The sequence below is a fragment of the Microbacterium sp. Leaf159 genome, from assembly GCF_001423615.1.
Classification (GTDB): Bacteria; Actinomycetota; Actinomycetes; order Actinomycetales; family Microbacteriaceae; genus Microbacterium.
Window position 1 is genome coordinate 2,014,938 of record NZ_LMOU01000001.1, and the last position, 19,411, is coordinate 2,034,348.

The following is a 19,411-nucleotide window of genomic DNA, read 5'->3' on the forward strand; positions in this document are numbered from 1 at the left end:
GGCGAAGCGGCAGCACGTCCGAGAGATCGGCGCGGGTGCCGCTGGCGCTGACACGACCGGATGCCGCGGCATCCGACCAGTGCTCCGTGCCCGTGGCGACGGCGATCCACGTCGCCGCATCCATCTCGACGACGTTCGGCGGGGTCCCCCGCGTGTGCCGGGGCCCCTGGATGACCTGCACCGCACCGAACGGAGGCACTCGTACCTCGACGCTGTTGCCGGGCGCCTTCTCGTCGAGCAGCTGCAGCAGGTACCGCACGGCCGTGGCGGAGTCGGTGCGCTGCGGCTTCTCACCGGCGGCATCCGCGCGACGCACCGCATCGAGAGCCGCCCGCCCGTCGATGATGTCGATCTTCCTGGAGGGCATGGTGACCAGGCTACGCCGGGCTCGTTCGCGTTGGACGCCCATGCGCTCCCCGTGGTCCAGCGAAGGAGATCTGCGCTTGGGAAGGACGGATTCCCCGAATTCGGACTTCCGAGGCGCGAATCTCCTTCGCTGGCGTACACGCCACCCGCCCTGCCCGGTCGCACGCAGGCATAGGCTCGAGGCGATGAGCCAGAATCCCGATACCTTGCACGGCGCACGGGCCGAGCTGCTCGCTGCGACGCAACGGCGCGAGAGCTGGTCGAGGCCGTTTCCGCCGATCGTCGGCGACGCCCATCCGGCATCCGTGCTCGTGCTCTTCGGTCGACTCGACAGCATCCCGGCGCAGACCGACGAGGTGACCGTCGCAGCCGACCTCGACGTGCTGCTGCAGCGTCGGGCCGCGACGCTGTCATCGCATCCCGGGCAGGTCTCGTTCCCCGGCGGCCGGCGCGAGGAACAGGATGCTCATGCCGTCGCCACCGCCCTGCGCGAGGCGGAGGAGGAGACAGGGCTCGACCCGGCCGGTGTCGAGATCCTCGCCACACTGCCCGAACTGCCCCTCGCCGCGAGCAACCATGTCGTCACCCCCGTGCTCGCCTGGTGGCGCTCGCCGTCGCGGGTCGCAGCCGTCGACCACGCCGAGACGGTCGACGTCTTCCGGGTGCCGGTCGCACAGCTGCTCGACCCGGCGACCCGGTTCACCTCGACGATCCACCGCCTGGGTCGCACCTGGCGCGGGCCCGCCTTCGACATCGACGGCACGATCGTGTGGGGGTTCACCGCGATGGTGCTCGACGCCCTGTTCGACGCCGCCGGCTGGACGCGGGAGTGGGACCCGTCGATCGAGCGCCCCGTCGAACTCTGAACTGTCTCGCCGGTCGCGCGTTCACGATTCAGCACGGATGTGGCCCCGGGGGCCCTACAGCGCCCGATACCGGCACCGGGCGCTGTTCTGTGCTGAGACGCGCACACCGCCGAAACCCGCGCGCCCGCCTCGGTAGTCTGGAGGGGTGAAGATTCTCGTCCTCGGTTCCGGTGCCCGTGAGCACGCGATCATCCTCGCTCTGCGAGCAGAGCAGGCGGAGCACGAGATCTTCGTCTCCCCCGGCAACGCCGGCATCGCGCAGGACGCGACCCCCGTCTCGGTCGACATGCTCGACGGCGCCGCGGTGACGTCCTTCGCGAACGAGCACGCCATCGACCTCGTGGTCGTCGGTCCCGAGGCTCCGCTTGTCGTCGGCGTCGCCGATGTGCTGCGCGCGCACGGCATCCCCGTGTTCGGCCCCGGCAAGGCGGCCGCACAGCTCGAGGGCTCCAAGTCGTTCGCGAAGCGGATCATGGATGCCGCAGGCGTGCCCACCGGTCGCGCGGTGCGCGCCACCACCACCGCCGAGGTCGAGGCCGCGTTCGACGAGCTCGGCGCCCCGTACGTCGTGAAGGCCGACGGCCTGGCAGCGGGCAAGGGTGTCATCGTCACGTCCGACCGCACTGACGCGCTCGCCCACGCCGAGCACTACCTGCCGTCCGGCCCCGTCCTGATCGAGGAGTTCCTCTCAGGGCCCGAGGTCTCGCTGTTCTTCCTGAGCGACGGCGACACGGTTCGCGCGCTCAGCCCGGCGCAGGACTTCAAGCGTGCACTCGACGGCGACGAGGGACCCAACACCGGCGGCATGGGTGCGTACTCGCCGCTGCCGTGGCTCGCCGACCAGTTCGGCAGCGAGCAGGCCTTCGTCGAGGAGGTCACCCGGGACGTCGCACTCCCCGTCATCCGCCGGCTCGACAGCGAGGGCACCCCGTTCATCGGTCTGCTCTACGCCGGCCTCATCCTCACGCCGGCCGGTGTTCGTGTGATCGAGTTCAACGCCCGCTTCGGCGACCCCGAGACGCAGATCGTGCTGCCGCGCCTCGTGACGCCGCTGTCGGAGCTGCTGCTCGCCGCGGCATCCGGCACCCTCGAAGACCAGCCGGAGCCCGTCTTCAGCGACGACGTCGCGATCACCGTGGTGCTCGCCAGCGAGGGATACCCCGAGGCGCCGCAGACCGGTCGTCCGATCGAGGGCCTCGCCGACGCGGCGGCCGTCGAGGGCGTCCGCCTCGTGCACGCGGCGACCGCCAGCCCCGATGCCCCGGGAGGCTCGCTCGTCGCGACCGGTGGACGCGTGCTGAACGTCGTCGCCGTGGCATCCGACTTCCGCACCGCGCGCGATCGTGCCTATGAGGCCATCGGCCGCATCCGCCTCGACGGTTCGCACTTCCGCACCGACATCGCCGCCCGCGTCGCCGAGTAGTCCTGGTCGCCGGAGACCTCCGGCTCGTCGTATTCCTGCCGATTCGAGCAGGGATTCCGCCATGGCCTCGCGCAGCTCTTGACACCGCTCACTTTCTTCAAGAAAGTTGGCGGATGCCGCTTCGCTCCGACTGGTCGACCGCCACGTGTCCGATCGCACGCTCCGCCGATGTGCTCGCCGACCCGTGGGTGCTGCTGATCCTGCGCGAGATGTTCTCGGGGCGCACGCGCTTCGATCAGCTGCGGGACGCCACCGGAGCCGCCGACTCCGTGCTCGCTCGGCGCCTCGCGTCGATGACCGACGCCGGCCTCGTCGCGCAGGATGACCCCGGCTACCGACTCACCGACGCCGGGCGCGAGACCCTGCCGATCCTGCACGCGTACGCACGGTTCTCGCGCATGATCGATCCGGACGGACCCTGGGGACTGACGGTCAGCTGCGCGCGCTGCGGCGAGGTCGCGGCCTCGTCCGACTGGTGCGCGCGCTGCTCCGCGCCGCTGGACGCCGACAGCACTCGCTGGGCGCGGCGCAGCATGGGCGGCGAGCCGTTCGCTCTGACCACGGGCAGCGCGGCATGACCGCCGAATCGGTCGATGAGCCCACCGAGACGCCCGCACCCGCGACCAGTTCGCACGAGCGGCAGCGCCGCATCCACCCTGCCTGGATCGTCGCGCTCGTCGCCCTGATCGCGCTGATCGGCGCCGCCGGATTCCGTGCCGCCCCGGGCGTGCTGATGCTGCCGCTGCAAGAGGAGTTCGGCTGGACCACCGCCGAGCTCTCCCTCGCCGTCACCGTCAACCTGCTGCTGTTCGGTCTGACGGCACCGTTCGCGGCGGCCCTGATGCAGCGCTTCGGCATCCGCGCCGTCACCGTCACCGCGCTGTTCGTGATCGGGGCGGGAGCCGCCCTGAGCGTGTTCGTCGCCACACCCGCCCAGTTGATCCTGACGTGGGGCGTGCTGATCGGTCTCGGCACGGGATCCATGGCACTGGTGTTCGCGGCGACCATCACCGACACCTGGTTCGCTACCAGGCGGGGGCTGGTCTCCGGCGTGCTCACGGCCGGAAGCGCCACCGGGCAGCTGATCTTCCTGCCCGTGATCGCGGTCGCCGCCGAGGACATCGGCTGGAGAGGAGCGTCGCTCATCATCGCCGGAGGCGCGCTCGCTGTCGTGCCCCTGGTATGGATCTTCCTGCGCAACCGTCCGAGCGACCTCGGCGTCACGCGGTACGGCGATACCGGCCCGTTCGTGGTGACACCGCGCCCGAAGGGCAGCGCGTGGGGAGCAGCGCGTCTCGCGATCACGACCCTGCGCGACGCCGCGCGCACCAAGACCTTCTGGGCACTGGCGATCGGCTTCGCGATCTGCGGGGCGACGACGAACGGACTGATCGGCACGCATTTCATCCCGAGCGCCCACGATCACGGGATGCCGACCACCACCGCCGCGGGCCTGCTCGCCGTCGTGGGGATCTTCGACATCGCCGGAACCGTGTTCTCCGGCTGGCTGACCGACCGGGTGAACCCCCGCATCCTGCTCGCCGCGTACTACGCGCTGCGAGGTGTGAGCCTGCTGTTCCTGCCGAGCCTGTTGTCGGCCGAGGTGCAGCCGAGCATCGTCGTCTTCATCGTGATCTACGGCCTCGACTGGGTCGCCACCGTGCCGCCCACCATCGCGCTCTGCCGCGAGGTCTTCGGCGACCGCGGGCCGCTCGTGTTCGGCTGGGTGTTCGCGTCGCACCAGATCGGCGCGGGAATCGCCTCGGTGCTCGCCGGGCTGGTGCGCGACCACACCGGTCAGTACACGGTGGCATGGTTCGCGGCCGCCGGCCTCTGCGCGGTCGCGGCTCTCGTCAGCGCGACGATCCGTCGGCATCCGGCTCCGGTGCAGTCCCCGGTCACCTCCGACTGACTCTCGCCCCTCCCCACACCATCCCCGTCATCCACCTGCCCCCTCCCGGCTCCTGCCCCTCCGCGGACACAACTTCGGATGCCTCGCACGGCGGGCCGAAGCATCCGCCCTCGATCCCGGCATGTCAGACCCCGCCTCCGAAGTCGTGCCCGGGTCTCCGAAGTTGTGCCCGGGTGTCTGACGAGCGCCGGGCTGCTGCACACGAACGAAGGCCCCCACCCGGAACCGGGAGAGGGCCTTCGACTGCGCGGAACCGCTCAGAGCACCTTCGAGAGGAAGTCCTTCAGACGCTCGTTCTTCGGAGCGCCGAACAGCTCTGCGGGCGGTGCCTCCTCGACGACGACGCCGGCGTCCATGAACACCGTGCGGCCCGAGACCTCGCGGGCGAAGCCCATCTCGTGCGTCACGAGCACCATCGTCATGCCGCCGGATGCGAGGTCGCGGATGACCTGCAGCACCTCGCCGACCATCTCGGGGTCGAGGGCGCTCGTGGCCTCGTCGAAGAGCATGATCTCGGGGTCCATGGCGAGAGCACGGGCGATCGCGACGCGCTGCTTCTGACCGCCCGAGAGCGATGCCGGCTTGGCGTCCGCCTTCTCGGCCAGGCCCACGCGGTCGAGCAGCCCCAGCGCGCGCTCCTTCGCCTCGGCCTTCGACAGCTTGCCCAGCTCGACCGGTGCGAGAGTGATGTTTTCGAGCACGGTCATGTGCGGGAACAGGTTGAAGTGCTGGAACACCATGCCGATGCGCTGGCGCACCTCATCGAGCTTCACGCTCTTGTCGGTCAGGTCGACGCCGTCGATGATGACCTGACCCGAGGTCGGTTCCTCGAGCTTGTTGAGGCAGCGCAGCAGGGTCGACTTGCCCGACCCCGAGGGTCCGATGACCGCGACGACCTCGCCGTCGTCGACCGTGAGGTCGATGCCCTTGAGCACATGGTTGTCGCCGAACGACTTGTGCAGGTCTTTGACTTCGATCTTGCTCATGCGTTGAACTTCCTCTCCAGGCGGTTCGCGAGCAGCGTGAGAAGCGTGATCACGACGAAGTAGATGATGGCGACGATCGTCAGCACCTGCGCCGACAGGTACGTCGAGGCGATGATCTGGCGCGACACGAAGGTCAGTTCGGCGAGGCCGATGACGCTGATCAGCGACGTGTCCTTGAGGGTGATGATGCCCTGGTTCACGAACGACGGGATCATGATGCGGAACGCCTGCGGCAGCACGACCTTCTGCATGGTCTTCCAGTGCCCGAGGCCCAGCGACCGCGACGCCTCGGCCTGACCGGGGTCGACGGCCTGGATGCCGCCGCGGATGATCTCGGTCATGTACGCACCCGTGTTCAGCGAGAGCGTGATGGCTCCGGCGACGAACGGGTTGAACGTGAGCCCGGGGAACAGTTGCGGGATGGCGAAGAACACGAAGAACGCCTGCACGAGGATCGGCGTGCCGCGGAAGACGTAGACGTATGCCGTCGCCACCCAGCGGAACGGCGCGAAGGCCGAGACTCGACCGAAGCCGAAGATGAGGCCGAGGATGAACGCGGCCACGATCGCGACGAGGGTCGCGAGGATCGTGAGCCAGAGGCCCTCCATCAGAGCGGGCCAGTACTTCACGGCGACGGAGAAGATGTCGGTCGCCTGCGTGGTCTCCTCGCCGCCGGCGAGGTAGCTGTCGACGATCTTGTCGTACTCGCCGGAGGCCTGGAGGTTCTCGAGGCCCGCGTTGAACATCTCGACCAGCTCGGGGTTCTGACCCTTGTTGACCGCGAACCCGTACTCGCCGCCGAGCTCCGGCTCACCGATCAGGCGGAAGCCCGAGCCCTGCTGGATGCCGTAGGCGAGCACCGGGAAGTCCTCGAAGTAGCCGACGGCCTGGCCGGCCTTGACCGCATCGACCATGTCGGTGGTGTCCTGGTACGGCGTGATGCGGAAGCCGAACTCGTCCTGGTTCTCCTCGGCGAAGGTCTGCCCCTGCGTGCCGGTCTTGACCGCGACGGCCTCGCCGTCGAGGTCGTCGAGAGACTGGATGTCGCTGGACTCGAGCACGCCGAGCTGGATGCCGCTGGTGAAGTACGGCTCGCTGAAGTCGAACGTCTTCTCGCGCTCTTCGGTGATCGACATGCCCGCCATGACGGCGTCGACCTGGTTGGCCTGCAGCGCCTGCACGGCGGCATCGAACCCGAGCTGGCGGATCTCGACTTTGAAGCCCTGGTCTTCGGCGATCGCGCGGAGCAGGTCCATGTCGATGCCGACGAGCTCGCCGTCGGGAGACGTGAACTCGAACGGCGCGAACGTCGTGTCGGTGCCGATGACGTAGGTCTCGGAGTCGTCGGCCGCGGTGGCGGCGGATGCTCCGCCGAGCAGCGCACCGGCCGCGATGAACGCCGTGAGCGCCATCGCCCCGACGGTGCGTCCGAACGTGCGCAGACGCGCAGACGCGGAAGAGGGATTTCGGATCACGACGGATGCTCCTCGGATCGGATGGGCGACAGGATGCTGCCACCGGGATGGTCGTCGACCATCCACCCTAACCGGCGACGGCGTGTCGCCGTGTTCCGAGGGCCGTCCGCGCGCTCGCCGGCTAGAGCGTGATCCAGTACCGGCGCACCGGCGCGTCTCCGTGCTCCGGCAGCACGCGGACGTCTTGCAGCACGCCGCCGCCGCCCTCGATCGTGCGGAAGGAGCCGACGTTGTCGTCGTCGCAGGTGACCATCACGCGTTCGAGTCCGATCTCACGCGCACGCTCGAGTCCGAGCCGCAGCGCCGCGGACGCATAGCCCTGACGTCGACGTGATTCGCGCACGGCATAGCCGATGTGACCGCCCACCTCGCACAGGTAGGCGTTCAGCTCGTGCCGGAACGAGAGGAACCCGACGACCTCGCCGTCGTCGACGACCCAGTACAGGTCGTTGTGGACGGCATCCTCCGGCAGCTGCGCAGAGGTGTCGGAGAGAAGGTCCGACTTCGCGATCAGTGCGTCCAGCGTTGCTCGGTCGGGGGTGACCGGCGCCTGGAGACCCGACCCGTCGACGTGCCCGTCGCCGAACTCGGCGACGGCTGCCGCCCAGGAGTCGAACAGGTCGGTGGTGGGCCTCGTGAGCTCGATCGTCATCGCACGATGACACCACACCGTGGCCGTCCATCGCAAAACCGGTCAGAGAGAGCCGGGTCTTCCGCACCAGTGTGCAGAAGACCCGGCTCGTCGTCAGGCGTGGGTCAGGCCGCGGGAGCGGGCGCCTCCGCCGGTGCGGATGCCGCGGCATCCGTCTTGTCGTAGCGCCCGAGGAACAGCGACGCGATCAGGGCGATGACCATCACGCAGGCGGGGAGCAGGATCGCCTGCGACATGCCTGCCGCGAAGCCCTCGGCGATCTGCGGGGGCAGCGACCCTCCGCCCTCGATACCCGCGGGAGCGTCGGAGAGACCCGGAAGGTTCGCCTCGAGACGCGACTGCATGAACGCCGCGATGGATGCCGAGCCGATCACCGATCCGATGGTGCGGGTCGTGTTGTAGATGCCCGCACCGGCACCGGCCTGACGCGGAGGGAGCTTGCGGGTCGCAGTCGTCGCGAGCGGACCCCACATGCCCGCGTTGCCGATGCCCATCAGGGCGGAGGGCAGCAGGAACATCCAGATCGGGGTGTCCATGTTGATCAGCGCCGAGTACCAGACCAGAGCCACGCCCACGCAGAGCAGACCCGGGATGAGGATGATGCGAGGGTCGATCCGGTCGAGCAGCTTGCCCGCGGCCGGGGCGAGTGCTCCCGACAGCACGGCCATCGGGATCAGCAGCAGCGCCGCTTCCGTCGGGGTGAGTCCCCGAGCCGTCTGCAGGAAGAACATCATCGGCAGCGACATGCTCGTCACCGTGAAGCCGACGGCGGCGATCGCGACGTTGGCTCCCGAGAAGTTGCGATCGCGGAAGAGTGCGAGCGGAACCAGAGCCTCGCTGCGTGTGCGCGCCTGCTGCACGATGAACAGCGCGAGCACGACGAGGCCGGCGATGATGAGGCCCCACACCGAGACGGGGCCCCAGATGACACCCCAATCGAACTTCTCGCCCTCCTGCAGCCCGAAGACGATGAGGAACAGCGCGACGGCACTGAGGATCACTCCGAGGATGTCGAAGCGGTGCGGGCTGGTCTGCAGCTTCGGCACGAGACGCCAGGCGAGCACGAACGCGACGATGCCGACCGGGATGTTGACGAAGAAGATCCACTCCCAGCCGAAGCCGTCGACGAGCAGACCGCCCACGAGCGGGCCGACGAGGGTCGCGACACCCGCCGTCGCACCCCACAGGCCCATGGCCGCGCCGCGACGCTCGGGCGGGAACGTGCGCGTGATGACCGCCATCGTCTGCGGCGTCATGAACGCAGCGCCGAGACCCTGCACGGCACGGGCCGCGATCAGCATCTCGAGCGAGTCCGACAGACCGCACCAGAGCGAGGCGAGCGTGAAGATCGCGAGGCCGATGAGGTAGATGTTCTTCGGACCGAAGCGGTCGCCGAGACGTCCGGTGATCAGCAGCGGCACCGCGTAGGCGAGCAGGTAGGCGCTGGTGACCCACACCACGTTGTCGAGGTTGTTGGTCGTCGGGTCGAGGGCGGCCTTGATCGCGGGGTTCGCGACCGAGACGATCGTCGTGTCGACCAGGATCATGAAGAAGCCGATGACGAGCGCCCAGAGGGCGGGCCACGGGCTCGCGGGGCGGTGCCCCGCGGCGAATGTGCCGGTCGAGGGACCGGAGGACGAGGATGCCACGGGTGGGTGCCCCGTCGAGGAGGAGTCGGTCATTGCTGTGCAGCCTTTCGCTGAGCGAGGTAGCGGTCTGTGTTCTCGAAAGCCGTCGGCCCCCAGGGGAACTCCTCGGCGTCGAGGCGGGTGAGGAGCGAGTCGAGCCAGCGCAGCTCGGCCTCGAGCAGCACCTCCTGGCGCTCGAACTCGACGAGGACCTGCTCGGGCACGGCCTTGGCGCGCGCGCCGACCAGTCCGTCACGATGCATGACATGGCCGTCTTCGAGGGCTCCCCGTCGGGTACGGAGGCATTCGATGACGTCCGCGCGCTCGAGATTGTGCGCCTCGGCGAGCGCGATGCGGAACTCGGCGGGCCGGTCGATGACCGAGAGTTCTCGCCGCAGCCAGTCGACCAGAGCATCCGTCCCGGCATCCGTGAGTGTGTAGGTGGTGCGCTCCGGACGGTTGCCCTCACGGTCGATGCCGACCTCGTCGATCAGCCCCTCCCGCTGCAGCCGACCGACCGTGTGATAGAGCGTGCCGTTCGTGATGGTCAGCAGGCGTTCGTCGCGGCGGGAGCGCATCAGGCGCACCATCTCATAGGGATGCATGTCGCCCTCGCGCAGCAGCGCGAGCGCCATCACCCCCATCGGGGTCAATCGCTCGGCAGGTTCCTTGGTCACGTGCTCCACCTCAAATAGTCCACGTGGACTATACGCTCATTCCCCAGTCACGGCAACGTCTGGAGCGCGTTCGCGGTTCTTCGGCGAACCGGGATAATGGGCGGGTGAGCACACCTTCGGACAGCAATGCGCAGACCATCCCCGGCTGGCGCCACATCTACTCGGGCAAGGTCCGCGACCTCTATGCCTCGGATGACGCCGCTGATACCCGCATCCTCGTGGTCGCGTCCGACCGCGTGAGCGCGTTCGACTTCGTGCTCTTCCCCGGCATCCCTCACAAGGGCGCACTGCTGACGCGTCTGAGCCGCTGGTGGTTCAGCCAGCTGAGCGATGTTCCGAACCACCTCGCCGAGGGCGAGATCCCCGCGAGCGTCGCCGACCGCGCCATGCTCGCCCAGTCGCTCGAGATGCTCCCGGTCGAGTGCGTCGTGCGCGGCTACATCACCGGCTCCGGCTGGGCCGAGTACACCGAGAGCGGCACCGTGTGCGGCATCCCGCTGCCCGAGGGGCTGCAGAACGGCGATCGCCTTCCCGAGCCGCTCTTCACCCCCGCCTACAAGGCGCCGATGGGCGAGCACGACGAGAACATCACGTTCGAGCAGACCGTCGAGCTCGTCGGCGCCGACCGCGCGGCCGAGCTGCGCGACGTGTCGCTCGCGCTCTACACGCGTGCCGCCGCGATCGCCGAGGAGAAGGGCCTGATCCTCGCCGACACCAAGTTCGAGTTCGGCACGGATGCCGAGGGCATCCTGCACCTGGCCGACGAAGTCCTCACCAGCGACTCGTCTCGCTACTGGGATGCCGAGGCCTGGCGCACCGGCACCACGCCGAAGGAGCGCATGGCGAGCTTCGACAAGCAGATCGTGCGCGACTGGCTGGCCGCCAACTGGGACAAGCAGGGCGAACCGCCCGTGCTGCCCGAGGACATCGTCGAGCGCACGGCCGACCGCTACCGCGAGCTGATCGAGCGCCTCGGGGCCTGACCCGCACGCGGTCCCGGGAGGCGGACTGCGCCTGGGGAGTAGAGATGCTCGAGAATCCTCCTCCCGAGACGCAGAAGTCCGCCCGAAGCGGTGACCGCGCGCACCCAGCCAACACTCAGGAATCGGTAGTGTTGCTCCAGCACTCCCCCTCCCCCGATCCTGAGGAGCCCGCATGCCCCTGTGGAAGACCCACGGAAACGGCCGCACGGTCGAACCCGGCGCCGTCGTCAAGCCCGATGAGCGCCTGAACTGGCCGGCCACGATCGCGATCGGCGCCCAGCACGTCGTCGCGATGTTCGGCGCCACGTTCCTCGTGCCGACGCTGACCGGCTTCCCGGTCTCGACCACGCTGCTCTTCAGCGGTCTCGGCACCCTCATCTTCCTGCTGATCACCAAGAACCAGCTGCCCAGCTACCTCGGCTCGTCGTTCGCGTTCATCGCGCCGATCACCGCCGCAGTCGCGGCAGGCGGCACCGGATCCGCCCTGGCCGGCGTGGTCGCGGTCGGCATCCTGCTCACCGTCGTCGGTCTGGTCGTGCAGTTCGCCGGACTCCGCTGGGTCGACGCCCTCATGCCCCCGGTCGTCGCAGGCGCGATCGTCGCCCTGATCGGCTTCAACCTCGCGCCGACCGCGTGGAACAACTTCCAGCTCGACCCGGTGACCGCGACCATCACGCTCGTCGCGATCATCCTGTTCGCGGTGCTGTTCCGCGGCTTCCTCGGTCGCATCTCGATCTTCCTCGGCGTCGCGGTGGGCTTCATCTACGCCGCCTTCACCGGTTCGTTCGAGGTGCCCAATGCCCTGCGCGGCGGCAAGACCCCCGCAGAGCTCATCGCCGACGCCCCGTGGGTGGGCCTGCCGGAGTTCCAGCTCCCCGACTTCGTCGAGCCCGGCACGTGGTCGACGATCGCGATGTTCCTGCCCGTCGTGCTGGTGCTGGTCGCTGAGAACGTCGGGCACGTGCGCGGCGTCGCGACCATGACCGAAGATCCCGCGATCAACAAGCACACGGGTCGCGCGCTCATCGCCGACGGTGTCGCCACGACCATCGCCGGCGGCTTCGGCGGTTCAGGCACCACGACGTACGGCGAGAACATCGGCGTGATGGCGGCCACCCGCGTCTATTCCACCGCTGTCTACTGGGTCGCCGGTCTCTTCGCGATCCTGCTCGCCTTCTCGCCCAAGGTCGGCGAGGTCTTCAACTCGATCCCGGCCGGCGTGCTCGGCGGCGCGACCACCGCACTGTACGGCCTGATCGGCATCATCGGCATCAAGATCTGGGTCGACAGCAAGGTCGACTTCTCGCGCCCGGTGAACCAGTACACGGCAGCCGTCTCGCTCGTGATCGGCATCGCCGGATTCTCGATGCAGCTCGGCGACTTCGCCTTCGGCGGCATCGTGCTCGGCACGGTCGCGGCTCTCCTGATCTACCACCTGGGCAACGCCATCGCCCGCGCTCGCAAGACCGGCGCGGACGACCCGAGGCCGCTCGAGGCCGTCGGCCCGCTGGGCGGAGACCCCGCGTAATCACGCACCACGCACGACCACGAGGATCCCGGATGCTGCCGCTGCGGCATCCGGGATCTTCGCGTGTAGCCGCCGGGCGCGAGCTCAGGCGATGACGGCGAGCACCGCGTCGGGCTCGATCGCCGCGGAGAGCTCGGCCCGGTGCGACAGGACACCGCTGCGGTGAGCTGCGACCGTGGTCTCCATCTTCATCGCGTCGAGCACGGCGACCGGGTCGCCCTCCGAGATGCTCGCACCATCGTCTGCGAGCCAGCGCACGAGCGTGCCCGGTGCCGGAGAACGCAGCTCGGTCGGATCGGACGCGGCCGCCGCAGTTCCGGCATCCGCAAGCCCGCCGAGCCCGCCGATCCCTGCGAGCAGGGCGATCGGGAGCCCGAGCGTGACACGGCGGCCGTCGATCTCGACGGGGAAACGCTGGAGTGCGGCATCCGCTGCGGGGGCCGGTCGTAGCTGCGGCTCCAGCCGAGGCAGCAGCGTGCTCTCGATCCACTGGGTGTGCACCGCGAAGGTCGCGGTGGCGAAGGCCTCGTCGTCGAGCGCGAGCAGATCGAACGGGATGACGGTGGCCGGGCCCTGAACCACGAGCTCGCGCAGTGCCCGCCGCGCGCGCACCAGAGCCGCGTCACGACTGTCGGCATGCACGACGAGCTTCGCGATCATCGAGTCGAAGGCCGGCTGCACGACGTCGCCCGCCTCGATGCCGCTGTCCCAGCGGACGCCGGGCCCGCCGGGGATCCGCAGCGAGTCGACGCGCCCGGGGCTCGGCAGGAAGCCGCGACCAGGGTCCTCGGCGTTGATGCGGAACTCGAAGGAGTGCCCGGTCGGCACGGGCGTCTCGGTGAACGAGATCCCCTCGCCGAAGGCGATGCGGAACTGCTCGCGCACGAGATCCGTGCCGGTGACCTCCTCGGTGACGGGATGCTCCACCTGCAGGCGGGTGTTCACCTCGAGGAACGAGATCGTGCCGTCTGCCGCGAGGAGGAACTCCACGGTCCCCGCACCCCGGTACTGCACCTCGCCGCAGATCGCGCGGGCAGCATCATGGAACCGCGTGCGCTGATCGCTCGTCAGGCCCGGCGCAGGCGCCTCTTCGATGAGCTTCTGGTTGCGGCGCTGCATCGAGCAGTCGCGGTCGCCGACGACCACGACGCCGCCGTGCCCGTCGCCGAGCACCTGCACCTCGATGTGACGAGGACTCTCGAGGAAACGCTCGACGAAGCACTCCCCGCGACCGAAGGCAGCGATGGCCTCACGGGTCGCCGCGTCGAAGGCATCCGCGACCTCCGACATCTCTCGCACCACCTTCAGCCCTCGCCCGCCGCCGCCGAACGCCGCCTTGATCGCGATGGGAAGTCCGTGCTCCTCGGCGAACGACACCGCCTCGGCAGGCCCGGCCAGCGGCTGATCGGTGCCGGCCGCCAAGGGCGCTCCGACACGCTGCGCGATCCGACGTGCGGTCATCTTGTCGCCGAGCGCGTCGATGCTCTCGGGCGAGGGGCCGATCCAGATGAGGCCCGCCCCCTCGACGGCCCGCGCGAACTCCGCGCTCTCCGAGAGGAATCCGTAGCCGGGGTGCACGGCATCCGCGCCGGTGGTGCGCGCCGCCGCGAGCAGGGCGTCGATGGAGAGGTACGTCGTCGCGGCGGCGTCGCCCCCGAGGCCCAGGGCCTCGTCGGCGAGGCGCACGTGCAGCGCATCGGCATCCTGGTCCGCGTAGACGGCGATCGACGTGTAGCCGGCTTCGGCGCAGGCACGGATGACGCGCACGGCGATCTCTCCGCGATTCGCGATCAGCACCTTGGTCATGAGGTCTCCTTGACGGTGAAACGGACGCGCACGCCCGGCGGCAGCTGCCCGGCGAGATCGAGGCTACGGTCGGTGAGTGCACCGATGATCGGGTATCCGCCGGTGAGCGGGTGGTCGGGAAGGAACAGCACGGGCTGGCCGTCCGGAGGCACCTGGATCGCCCCGGTCACCGCCCCTTCGCTGGGCAGCTCGCCGCTGACGGATCGCTCGAGCGGCACGGCGCCCTCGATTCTGATGCCGACGCGGTCCGACCTCGGGGTGACCGTCCATTCCTGGCCGGTGAGGGTCGCGAGAGCCGCCGCCGTGAACCAGTCGTCGCGAGGTCCGAGGGTGATCTCGAGGTCGACGAGGTCGCCGGGAACCGGGAGCGCCCTGGGCAGGGCATCGGGCTCGACCGGATGCTGTGCGGAGTCGCCGACTCGGAGCACGTCGCCTGCGGCCAGCGGTGCCGGTCCGAGGCCGGCGAGGGTGTCGCTCGCACGGCTGTCGAGAGCCGGCTCCACGGCCACGCCGCCACGGACCGCGATGACATAGCGCAGCCCGCTGGTCGGGTGCCCGAGCGTGAGCTCGTCGCCGTCGACCGTGGCGAAGGGCGCGCCATGGGCGAGGCGACGAGTCACGCCCTCGGCGTCGGTCAGTTCGAGCGTGCCGACGGCCCCCGCGACGGCGGCGACCCCTGGACCGCGGAAGCGCAGCACCGCTCCGCCGACGCTCTCGAGCACGGCAGCGCCGGTGGCATTGCCCACCGCACGGTTCGCCTCGCGCATCGCACGACGATCGGCGACACCCGAGGCTGAGACGCCGAGCGCCGCGAAGCCGGGGCGACCGGCATCCTGCACCAGCAGCTGCAGCGACGGACGCACGATCTCCACGGAGACGGAGGCGGAGGTCGGAGAACCCGGATCGAGCGCATCGGCGGAGGCGGGTCGCTCGGCGACGGGCCGTGCATCGGCACGATCATCTGCGTTCTCCGACATAACGACCTGCGCCCGTACCTGCTCGAACCGGACGGTCGTGCCTGGCGACAGCAACGCGGGAGGCTCGCGGTCGATGTCCCACATCACGGCATCCGTGCGACCGATGAGCTGCCATCCGCCAGGGCTCTCTCGCGGGTACACCCCGGTGAACTGTCCGGCGAGTGCCACGGACCCTGCGGGCACACGCGTGCGGGGCGACGAGCGCCGGGGCACGTCGAACAGCGGATCGCTGCTCACCACGTAGCCGAAGCCGGGGGCGAAGCCCGAGAAGGCGACCTTCCAGTCGGCAGCGAGATGCCTGTTCACGAGCTCAGCGGCAGACACCCCAAGCAGTGATGCCGCCTCGTCGAGGTCTTCTCCGTCGTAGCGCACAGGCACCGTGATCTCGCCGGTCGCCGGCAGATGGGCGGTGTCGATCTCGGTCGCAGCCAGCGCGTGGGCGAGATCGGCGGCCGACACCGCCAGCGGATCGAACCGCACGAGCACGGTGCGGGCGCCGGGGATCCGCTCGACCACACCGTGCACCCCCTCCCACGCGAGGTTCAGTCGCATCGCCTCATCGAGGTCTGCCGCTTCGACGAGGAGTGCGTGATCGGATGCCGTGAGGATGCGCATCAGACCAGGTACTCCGCATCGGGAACGTCGGTGATGAACATATAGCCGGGCGCGTGGGTGATGGCGAACGGCGGCTTCGAGGCCATGATCGCTGCCTGCGGAGTGACGCCACAGGCCCAGAACACCGGCACCTCGCCCTCACGCACCTCGGGAGCGTCGCCGAAATCGGGACGAGCCAGGTCGGCGATGCCGAGGGAGGCGGGATCGCCGACGTGCACCGGAGCACCGTGTACGGCGGGGGTCCGGCCGGAGATCTGCACAGCGTCCGCCACGCGATCCGCGGGAATCGGTCGCATCGACACGACCATCTCGCCGCTCAGCCGGCCAGCCGGGGTGCAGGGCACAGCGGTGCGGTACATCGGCACGTTGCGCCCGAGTTCCTGGTGACGGATCGGGATCCCCGCCTGCACGAGCCCGGACTCGAACGTGAAGCTGCATCCGATGAGGAACGAGACGAGGTCGGGATGCTCCGCCCACGCCGCGGTCGCATCGGCGACCTCGTCGACCAGTTCGCCGTCGCGCCAGATGCGATACCGGCCGATATCCGTGCGGATGTCGCTGCCGGGCGCGAGCCGCGATTCCACCTCGCCCTGTTCGATGACCTCGAGCACGGGGCACGGCTTCGGGTTGCGCTGCGCGAAGAGCAGCGTCTCGAAGGCCCAGTCGGCCGGCACGGAGATCAGGTTCGCCTGCGTCAGCCCGACCGCGACACCGCTCGTCGGCTCGGCGTGCCCCGCCCGGATGGCGGCACGCGCCGCCCGTGCATCGGCAAGCTGGTCTGCGGTGGCGAGAACGGTCATCTCAGACCCCCCGCGAACGGTGCGATCGTGATGTCGGCATCCTGCAGCATCCGCTTGGTCTCCGCGGCCATGGCCACCGAGCCCGGGCTGTCGCCGTGCACGCAGATCGACTGTGCGCTGACGGGGACGTCGGTGCCGTCGATCGCGCGGATCACTCCCTCGCCGGCGAGGCGCACCATGCGCTCGGCGACGGCCGCGGGATCGTGCAGCACCGCGCCCGGTTCGGTGCGCGAGACGAGCTGACCGTCGGGCTGATACGCCCGATCGGCGAAGGCCTCGGCCGCGATCTCGAGCCCCGCACGCTCGGCCACGTCGAGCACGACGCCTCCGGCAAGACCGAGCAGCACCAGGCTCGGATCGATCGCGCGGATCGCCGCCACCACATCCTTCGACTGACGCTCATCACGGGCGATCGTGTTGTAGAGCGCTCCGTGCGGCTTGACGTAGGCGACCCGACCGCCGACGGCTGAGGCGAGACCGATCAGCGCGCCGAGCTGGTACTCGACATGAGCCTGCAGCGTCGCTGAATCGATCTCGACCTTCGTGCGGCCGAAGTTCTCGTAGTCGCGGTAGCCGGGGTGCGCGCCGATGACGACGCCGCCGGCCACGGCGCTCTCGAGCGTCGACCGGATGCCCTCGGGGCTGCCCGCATGGAACCCGCACGCCACATTGGCACTCGTGACGAGGCGCAGCATGCTCTCGTCGTCGCTGACCACCCGATCGGGAACGTTCTCGCCGAGATCGGAGTTCAGGTCGATCGATGTCATGGGGTCACGCTCCGATTCCGAGGAAGGCGAAGATGGGGCCCACCGAGACGATGCCCATGTACCAGGTCAGCAGCGTCACGAGCGTGCCGGCGATGAGCAGCCACAGCGGGTACTTCTTCGAGCCGAGCAGGTCGCGGCGGAACCAGCCGATGTACATGAAGACCGTGAGGCCGATGGGGAGGATCAGTCCGTTGAAGCCGCCGACGAACACGAGGATCGCTGCCGGGGCCGTTCCGATCGAGAGGTAGACGATCAGCGACACGACGATGAAGGCGACGGTCGCCAGCTGCAGCGGCCAGCCACCCTTGAGCTTCTTCGTGAAGGTCGAGAGGAAGGTCGCCGACGTGTAGGCCGCGCCGATCACCGAGCTGATCGCGGCGGCCCAGAAGATCGCTCCGAAGATGCGCAGCCCCGCGTCACCGAGCACCGCACCGAAGGCCTGCCCTGCGGGGTTCGCCGCCTGGCTCGAGAGGTCGAGCGAGACGCCCGAGGCGACCACGCCGAGGATCGCGAGGAAGAGCACGTAGCGCATGACGCCGGTCACGAGGATGCCGTTCGCCGCGGCGCGCATCACGGGGCCTGCCTGCTCGGGACCGGTGTGACCGGAGTCGAGGTACCGGTGGGCACCGGAGTACGTGATGTATCCGCCGACCGTTCCGCCGACGATCGTGGTGATGGTCGCGAAGTTGAGCTCGTCCGGCACGAACGTCTGCCGCAGAGCCTCGCCGATCGGCGGCTGCGCGATCACCGCGACGATGACGGTCATCACGATCATGCCGATACCGAGCACGACGAGCACGATGTCCATCACCGGCCCCGCCTTCTTGATGAGGAAGATGATGATCGCGAGGGCCGCCGTGAGCATGCCGCCGAGCTTCGGGTCGATGCCGAGCAGCGCGTTCAGCCCGAGTCCGCCACCGGCGATGTTGCCAATGTTGAAGGCCAGGCCACCGATGACGACGAGCACCGCGATGAGGTGACCGGAGAACGGGATGGCACGGTTGGCGAGCTCGCCGGCGCGCATGCCCGAAGAGGTGATCATGCGCCACACGTTCAGCTGCACGGCGATGTCGACGAGGATCGACACGAGGATCGCGAACGCGAACGCCGCCCCCATGGTCGCCGTGAAGGTGGCGGTCTGCGTGATGAATCCGGGGCCGATGGCGCTGGTGGCCATCAGGAAGATCGCGCCGATCACGGCGCTGCGGCCGGCGCGCCTCTTTGCGGCGGAGAGCCGGACTTCGTCTTCTGCGGACAGCGGGGCTGCGGTGTTCTCAGACATTGCGGGGGATTCCCATCGTCGTTGGTGGGTGTCGAGTGCACCCAGTGTAGAACGGATTGAGAGATATTGTTCAACAACTTTGTTTCCGCTGTGCTACGGCCGAGTTGCATTCGCATGTTGCCGGAGACGGTTCCTCGGACGATCCATCCGAAGCCCCGCCTACGATGAAGGCATGAACCAGCAGGGCATGCTCGCCGATGCGCTCCGACAGCAGATCATCGACGGAGCCTTCGCGCCCGGCTCACGACTGTCGGAGTCGGCCATCGCCGAGCACTTCGGCGTCGCACGCAACACCCTGCGCGAGGCGTTCCGCGCGCTCTCCGAGCAGGGTCTCCTCGAACACGTCCCGCACCGCGGCGTCTCCGTCGCCTCGCCGTCGATCGCCGACGTCATCGACATCTATCGAGCGCGCCGCGTCATCGAATGCACCGCGCTCCTGCACTCCGAGCCCGAGCATCCGGCGGTCCAGCAGATGCAGGAGGCGGTGCTCGCCGCGGAGGCCGCCGCCCAGGATGCCGTCCTCGACGACTCCGAGACCTGGCGCGCGGTCGGCAGCGCCAACATGGCGTTCCACGTCGCCCTGGTCTCGCTGGCCGACAGTCCGCGCCTGGCGCGCACCTACCGCGATCTGGCGGCCGAGCTGAGACTGGCGTTCCTGAAGATCGATG

Annotated in this window: 17 protein-coding genes and 1 pseudogene; 7 read left to right on the forward strand and 11 right to left on the reverse strand. The window is 69.2% G+C overall.

Going from position 1 to position 19,411, the window contains the following annotated elements; translation table 11 throughout:
* Nucleotides 1–367, reverse strand: a pseudogene (locus tag ASF80_RS09405) (sterol carrier family protein); the annotation flags it as partial.
* A 184-nt stretch (nucleotides 368–551) separates the two neighbouring features.
* On the opposite strand from ASF80_RS09405, the gene ASF80_RS09410 reads away from it, so the two are divergent.
* The 4 genes from ASF80_RS09410 (at nucleotide 552) to ASF80_RS09425 (ending at nucleotide 4,567) form a co-directional block, all read left to right on the forward strand.
* On the forward strand, nucleotides 552–1,232 hold the full coding sequence (locus tag ASF80_RS09410; protein ID WP_056310145.1) for an NUDIX hydrolase: 681 nt from the start codon (nucleotides 552–554) through the stop codon (nucleotides 1,230–1,232).
* Nucleotides 1,233–1,377: 145 nt separating this feature from the next.
* Nucleotides 1,378–2,655: a phosphoribosylamine--glycine ligase gene (gene purD / locus ASF80_RS09415; RefSeq protein WP_056310148.1), complete on the forward strand. Its 1,278-nt coding sequence runs from the start codon at nucleotides 1,378–1,380 to the stop codon at nucleotides 2,653–2,655.
* 113 nt (nucleotides 2,656–2,768) lie between these two features.
* Nucleotides 2,769–3,233: a winged helix-turn-helix transcriptional regulator gene (locus ASF80_RS09420; RefSeq protein WP_056310149.1), complete on the forward strand. Its 465-nt coding sequence runs from the start codon at nucleotides 2,769–2,771 to the stop codon at nucleotides 3,231–3,233.
* Nucleotides 3,230–4,567, forward strand: a complete 1,338-nt coding sequence (locus ASF80_RS09425; RefSeq protein ID WP_056310151.1) for an MFS transporter — start codon at nucleotides 3,230–3,232, stop codon at nucleotides 4,565–4,567. The genes ASF80_RS09420 and ASF80_RS09425 overlap by 4 nt, the downstream gene beginning before the upstream one ends.
* Before the next feature lie 257 nt (nucleotides 4,568–4,824).
* On the opposite strand, the gene ASF80_RS09430 is transcribed toward ASF80_RS09425, so the two are convergent.
* From ASF80_RS09430 to ASF80_RS09450, 5 genes are all read right to left on the reverse strand, one after another.
* On the reverse strand, nucleotides 4,825–5,553 hold the full coding sequence (locus ASF80_RS09430; protein ID WP_056310153.1) for an amino acid ABC transporter ATP-binding protein: 729 nt from the start codon (nucleotides 5,551–5,553) through the stop codon (nucleotides 4,825–4,827).
* Nucleotides 5,550–7,028, reverse strand: coding sequence for an amino acid ABC transporter substrate-binding protein/permease (locus tag ASF80_RS09435; protein ID WP_056310155.1), 1,479 nt, complete (start codon nucleotides 7,026–7,028; stop codon nucleotides 5,550–5,552). Before ASF80_RS09435 ends, ASF80_RS09430 begins: the two co-directional genes overlap by 4 nt.
* Nucleotides 7,029–7,149: 121 nt before the next feature.
* Nucleotides 7,150–7,680 carry a GNAT family N-acetyltransferase gene (locus ASF80_RS09440; RefSeq protein ID WP_056310157.1) on the reverse strand — a complete coding sequence of 177 codons (531 nt, stop codon included), beginning with the start codon at nucleotides 7,678–7,680 and terminating at the stop codon, nucleotides 7,150–7,152.
* Between the two features lie 104 nt (nucleotides 7,681–7,784).
* Nucleotides 7,785–9,362, reverse strand: a complete 1,578-nt coding sequence (locus ASF80_RS09445; RefSeq protein WP_268776029.1) for an MFS transporter — start codon at nucleotides 9,360–9,362, stop codon at nucleotides 7,785–7,787.
* Nucleotides 9,359–9,985: a PadR family transcriptional regulator gene (locus ASF80_RS09450; protein ID WP_200934759.1), complete on the reverse strand. Its 627-nt coding sequence runs from the start codon at nucleotides 9,983–9,985 to the stop codon at nucleotides 9,359–9,361. The genes ASF80_RS09445 and ASF80_RS09450 overlap by 4 nt, the downstream gene beginning before the upstream one ends.
* A 104-nt stretch (nucleotides 9,986–10,089) precedes the next feature.
* Between ASF80_RS09450 and ASF80_RS09455 the strand changes: the two genes are divergently transcribed.
* Nucleotides 10,090–10,968, forward strand: a complete 879-nt coding sequence (locus ASF80_RS09455) for a phosphoribosylaminoimidazolesuccinocarboxamide synthase (protein ID WP_056310162.1) — start codon at nucleotides 10,090–10,092, stop codon at nucleotides 10,966–10,968.
* A gap of 172 nt (nucleotides 10,969–11,140) precedes the next feature.
* Nucleotides 11,141–12,496 carry a uracil-xanthine permease family protein gene (locus tag ASF80_RS09460; RefSeq protein ID WP_056310164.1) on the forward strand — a complete coding sequence of 452 codons (1,356 nt, stop codon included), beginning with the start codon at nucleotides 11,141–11,143 and terminating at the stop codon, nucleotides 12,494–12,496.
* A gap of 84 nt (nucleotides 12,497–12,580) precedes the next feature.
* Here ASF80_RS09460 and ASF80_RS09465 read toward each other — a convergent pair whose 3' ends face one another.
* Genes ASF80_RS09465 through ASF80_RS09485 form a run of 5 tightly spaced genes read right to left on the reverse strand, consistent with a single transcriptional unit; the run spans nucleotide 12,581 to nucleotide 18,743 of the window.
* Complete coding sequence (locus ASF80_RS09465; protein ID WP_056310166.1) at nucleotides 12,581–14,302, reverse strand: acetyl/propionyl/methylcrotonyl-CoA carboxylase subunit alpha; 1,722 nt, start codon at nucleotides 14,300–14,302, stop codon at nucleotides 12,581–12,583.
* Nucleotides 14,299–15,894, reverse strand: coding sequence for an urea amidolyase family protein (locus tag ASF80_RS09470; protein WP_056310168.1), 1,596 nt, complete (start codon nucleotides 15,892–15,894; stop codon nucleotides 14,299–14,301). Before ASF80_RS09470 ends, ASF80_RS09465 begins: the two co-directional genes overlap by 4 nt.
* Nucleotides 15,894–16,694 carry a putative hydro-lyase gene (locus ASF80_RS09475; RefSeq protein WP_056310170.1) on the reverse strand — a complete coding sequence of 267 codons (801 nt, stop codon included), beginning with the start codon at nucleotides 16,692–16,694 and terminating at the stop codon, nucleotides 15,894–15,896. Before ASF80_RS09475 ends, ASF80_RS09470 begins: the two co-directional genes overlap by 1 nt.
* A complete protein-coding gene (locus ASF80_RS09480; RefSeq protein WP_056310172.1) occupies nucleotides 16,691–17,461 on the reverse strand; it encodes a LamB/YcsF family protein in 771 nt (256 codons plus the stop codon). Before ASF80_RS09480 ends, ASF80_RS09475 begins: the two co-directional genes overlap by 4 nt.
* A 4-nt stretch (nucleotides 17,462–17,465) precedes the next feature.
* Nucleotides 17,466–18,743 carry an NRAMP family divalent metal transporter gene (locus ASF80_RS09485; protein ID WP_056310174.1) on the reverse strand — a complete coding sequence of 426 codons (1,278 nt, stop codon included), beginning with the start codon at nucleotides 18,741–18,743 and terminating at the stop codon, nucleotides 17,466–17,468.
* A gap of 172 nt (nucleotides 18,744–18,915) precedes the next feature.
* On the opposite strand from ASF80_RS09485, the gene ASF80_RS09490 reads away from it, so the two are divergent.
* On the forward strand, nucleotides 18,916–19,411 hold a 496-nt coding region (locus ASF80_RS09490), incomplete at its 3' end, for a GntR family transcriptional regulator (RefSeq protein WP_235559925.1).